Origin of the sequence: Pseudomonas sp. NBRC 111138 (assembly GCF_001320835.1) — a bacterium.
In the GTDB taxonomy this organism is placed as follows: Bacteria; Pseudomonadota; Gammaproteobacteria; order Pseudomonadales; family Pseudomonadaceae; genus Aquipseudomonas; species Aquipseudomonas paracarnis.
Genome location: NZ_BCBO01000008.1, coordinates 1 through 3,546 on the forward strand (window position 1 = coordinate 1; position 3,546 = coordinate 3,546).

3 protein-coding genes and 1 pseudogene are annotated in these 3,546 nt (G+C 63.0%); 1 reads left to right on the forward strand and 3 read right to left on the reverse strand.

Annotated elements, in window-relative coordinates:
* From APH41_RS01585 to abc-f, 3 genes and pseudogenes are all read right to left on the reverse strand, one after another.
* Positions 1 to 167, reverse strand: a pseudogene (locus APH41_RS01585) (threonine transporter RhtB); the annotation flags it as partial.
* Positions 168 to 336: 169 nt separating this feature from the next.
* Entirely contained in the window at positions 337 to 903 is a 567-nt protein-coding gene (locus tag APH41_RS01590; RefSeq protein WP_003195372.1) for a mechanosensitive ion channel family protein, read from the reverse strand.
* Entirely contained in the window at positions 903 to 2,813 is a 1,911-nt protein-coding gene (abc-f, locus tag APH41_RS01595) for a ribosomal protection-like ABC-F family protein (RefSeq protein WP_014720438.1), read from the reverse strand. The genes APH41_RS01590 and abc-f overlap by 1 nt, the downstream gene beginning before the upstream one ends.
* A gap of 50 nt (positions 2,814 to 2,863) precedes the next feature.
* Here abc-f and APH41_RS01600 point away from each other — a divergent pair, with 50 nt between their 5' ends.
* Positions 2,864 to 3,328 (forward strand): TIGR02444 family protein, encoded by a 465-nt coding sequence (locus tag APH41_RS01600; RefSeq protein WP_054917104.1) that lies wholly within the window; start codon positions 2,864 to 2,866, stop codon positions 3,326 to 3,328.
* The last annotated feature ends 218 nt before the right edge of the window (positions 3,329 to 3,546 follow it).

Genomic DNA, 3,546 nt, shown 5'->3' on the forward strand with positions numbered 1-3,546 from the left:
ACAGCAATCTGCATCGCCAGGCCAAGTTGCAGGCCGATGGCGTTCCAGTAGCCACGCACAAAACCGTACTGTAGGCCGCTGGACATCGAGGCGATGGCACCGGCGCCAGGAGAAAGGGAGATGATCCAACTGGCCAGGAAAAAGGCCAGCCATGTATCGAGAGCCATTGCACACCTCGCAAGGGAGTTAGCGGTTGTGCCTTAAGCTAACTCCAGCGACCAAAGGCTGGCTACAGATTTCTGCAGGAGAGAGCTTGCTCGCGAAAAATGCACAGGCGATGCGGGCTGACTGCAAGCGCTGCGTTATCGTTGACGGTCTTCGCGAGCAAGCTCGCTCCTACAGGATGTTGGTGCCAGACCCGGGCCAACGTCGTACCGAACGCTGGAAGAACAGACTATTGGGCACCTGCACCATCGCGCTGTTGGTCCCGGCTTCCTCGACTTCGATCAGCGTGGTGTAGAGCAAGTTGATCGCCACGACCCGGCCCTTCACGCCCGGCTTGTCGACGGTGTCCACCAGCTCGACGATATCACCCAGGCGAAACGGCCCGACGGTAAAGATCAGGATCGCGCACAGCAAGTTGGACAGCACCGACCACATGGCGAAGAACGCCACGGCCGCCACCGCGACAAAGCCTGACAGGGCCGTCCACAACACCGTGGCAGACACACCCAGGCGGCCCAGCACAAAGATCAGCGCACTGCCCATGATCAGCCAGCGCAAGCCGCCCCGCAGGGGCATCAGCAATTGCGGCGGGAACGGGTAGCGCTCACCCAGGCGCGTAAGGCCTTTTGCGACGAAGCGCTGAGCCAGGTAGCCAGCCAGCAGGATCAGCAGGATTTGCACGCCGATCCAGATGGGTTCGATCCATTGCACCGGTACCGGTAATTGCAACGCCTCCATCAGGACAGCGCCTCCAGCTCCGCTTGCAGGGTTTCGAGCAATTCGAGGGCCTCCATCCAGGTTTCCTCCAATTGCCCCTCGCGCACCTTGAGCTTGGCCTGTTCGGCCAGCAGGTCACGCAGCTCGTCCTTGCGCGCCGCCTCATACACGGCGCTGTCGCCCAGGCTGGCTTCGATCTTGGCCAGGCGCTCATGCACCTTGCCCAGTTCGGCTTCCAGCTTGTCGGCCTCACGCTTGTGCGGCGCCAACTGCTGGCGCAGCGCGGCGGCGGCCTGGCGCTGGGCTTTCTTGTCAGTCTTGTCCGGGTTGACCGGCGTGTTGCTGGCCGGCGCATTGCGCAGGCGGTATTCCGTCAGCCAGCGCGCGTAGTCGTCCAGGTCGCCGTCGAACTCTTCGACCTTGCCGTCGGCGACCAGCAGGAAATTGTCGGTAGTGCTCTTGAGCAGGTGACGGTCGTGAGACACCACCAATACCGCACCGCTGAACTCCTGCAGGGCCATGGTCAGCGCCAGGCGCATTTCCAGGTCCAGGTGGTTGGTCGGTTCGTCGAGCAGCAACAGGTTCGGGCGATCCCACGCGATCAGGGCCAGGGCCAGTCGGGCTTTTTCGCCACCGGAGAAATTCAGCACAGGTTCGTCAATGCGCGCGCCACGGAAGTCGAAACCGCCAAGGAAGTCGCGCAGGGTCTGCTCGCGCTCGGTCGGCGCCAGGCGTTGCAGGTGCAACAGCGGGCTGGCCTTGGCGTCCAGGGAGTCCAGTTGGTGCTGGGCGAAGTAACCCACCACCGTGTTCTCGCCACGGGTCAGGCGGCCGGCCAGCGGCTCAAGCTCACCCGAAAGGTTCTTGATCAGTGTCGACTTGCCTGCACCGTTCGGGCCGAGCAAACCGATGCGTGCGCCCGGCGTGAGCTGCAGCTTGACCTTCTCAAGGATGGTTTTGTCGCCATAGCCCAGGCGAGCATCCGAGAGGTCCAACAGCGGGCTGGAGATCTTCACCGACTCACGGAAGACAAAGTCGAACGGCGAATCGACGTGGGCCGCCGACAGCTCTTCCATGCGCTCCAGGGCCTTGATCCGGCTCTGGGCCTGGCGGGCCTTGGTGGCCTGGGCCTTGAACCTTGCGATGTAGCTTTCCATGTGCGCACGTTGCGCCTGTTGCTTTTCAAAGGCCTGTTGCTGCTGGGCCAGGCGTTCGGCGCGAGCGCGTTCGAACGCGGTATAGCCGCCACGGTACAGAGTGATTTTCTTCTGTTCGACATGGGCGATGTTATCGACCACGGCGTCGAGGAAATCCCGGTCGTGGGAAATCAGCAGCAAGGTGCCCTGGTAACTCTTGAGGAAGTCTTCCAGCCACAGGATCGCATCGAGGTCCAAGTGGTTGGTCGGCTCGTCGAGCAGCAACAGGTCCGAGGGGCACATCAGCGCTTGGGCCAGGTTCAGGCGCATGCGCCAGCCACCGGAGAAGTCGGCGACCGGACGGTCCATCTGTTCGTTGGTAAACCCAAGGCCAGCGAGCATCTTGCGAGCACGGGCGTCGGCGGTATAGCCGTCGGCGCTGTCCAGCTCCGAGTGCAGGCGCGCCTGTGCGGCACCGTCCTGGGCTTTTTCGGCCTCAGCCAGGTCGTGCTGCACCTGGCGCAGGCGCAGGTCGCCATCGAGCACGTAGTCGATGGCGATACGGTCCAGGGTGTCGATCTCCTGGCGCATATGGGCAATGCGCCAGTCGGCCGGCAGCAGGCAGTCCCCCGAATCCGGGGTCAGCTCACCCAGCAACAAGGCGAACAACGTGGATTTGCCGGCGCCATTGGCTCCGATCAGGCCGGCTTTGTGACCGGCGTGCAGGGTCAGCTCGGCGTCTTCGAGAAGACGTTGCGGGCCACGCTGTAATGTTAGGCTTTGAAGTCGGATCATAATGGCGGCGGAGTCTACCAGCTTCGTTGGCCGCTGGCTTGGGTGTGAATATGTGCGCTGACCTGTGGAGCTTTGCCCTTTCGACCTATGCCCGCCCGGGCGTGGAGGCCGCTTGCCTGCGCTTGCAGGAGCAAGGGGCAGACGTGTGCCTGTTGTTGTGTGGTGCGTGGCTGGAATGGCGAGGTGTGGCATATAAGCCCGAACGGGTTCAGGCACTGCAGCAGATTGCCCAGCCGTGGCGGGTGCAGGTTGTCGAACCCTTGCGACAAATGCGCGGGCAATGGCGAGCCTTGGCCCAGCAGGATGCGCAATTGGCATTGCTACGAGAGCAAGTCAAGACACTGGAACTGGAGGCCGAAAGAACGCTGCTGGCGCGCTTGGAAGCGCTGGCGCAGGCGTGGCCGATCAATGAGGTGCCGGGTCAGCAAGAATGGCTTGAAGGCCTGGCGACCGAAGCCGCCAACCTTGACCACGACGCGCTGCTGCAATTGCGCGCCATGGCCACCAACGCTTAGGAAGCGCTGGTTGGGGTGGTGCTTGGCGCTACCGGTGCAGGGGTGCTGCTGGCCGATGCAGTTGGAGCGGTGGCTGCTGCCGGAGTAGCAGTGGGTGCTGCTGGAGTAGCTGGCTTTGCGGGCGCTGGCTTGGCAGCGGGCTTCGCGGCCGGTTTGGCGGCAGCAGGTTTAGCAGTTGGCTTAGCGGCTGGTTTGGCAGCAGCGGGTTTAGCAGCCGG

Coding starts and splice junctions, on each gene's coding strand:
- abc-f (WP_014720438.1), bottom strand. CDS start 2,813: ATGATCCGACTTCAAAGCCTAACATTACAGCGTGGCCCGCAACGTCTT.
- APH41_RS01600 (WP_054917104.1), top strand. CDS start 2,864: ATGTGCGCTGACCTGTGGAGCTTTGCCCTTTCGACCTATGCCCGCCCG.
- APH41_RS01590 (WP_003195372.1), bottom strand. CDS start 903: ATGGAGGCGTTGCAATTACCGGTACCGGTGCAATGGATCGAACCCATC.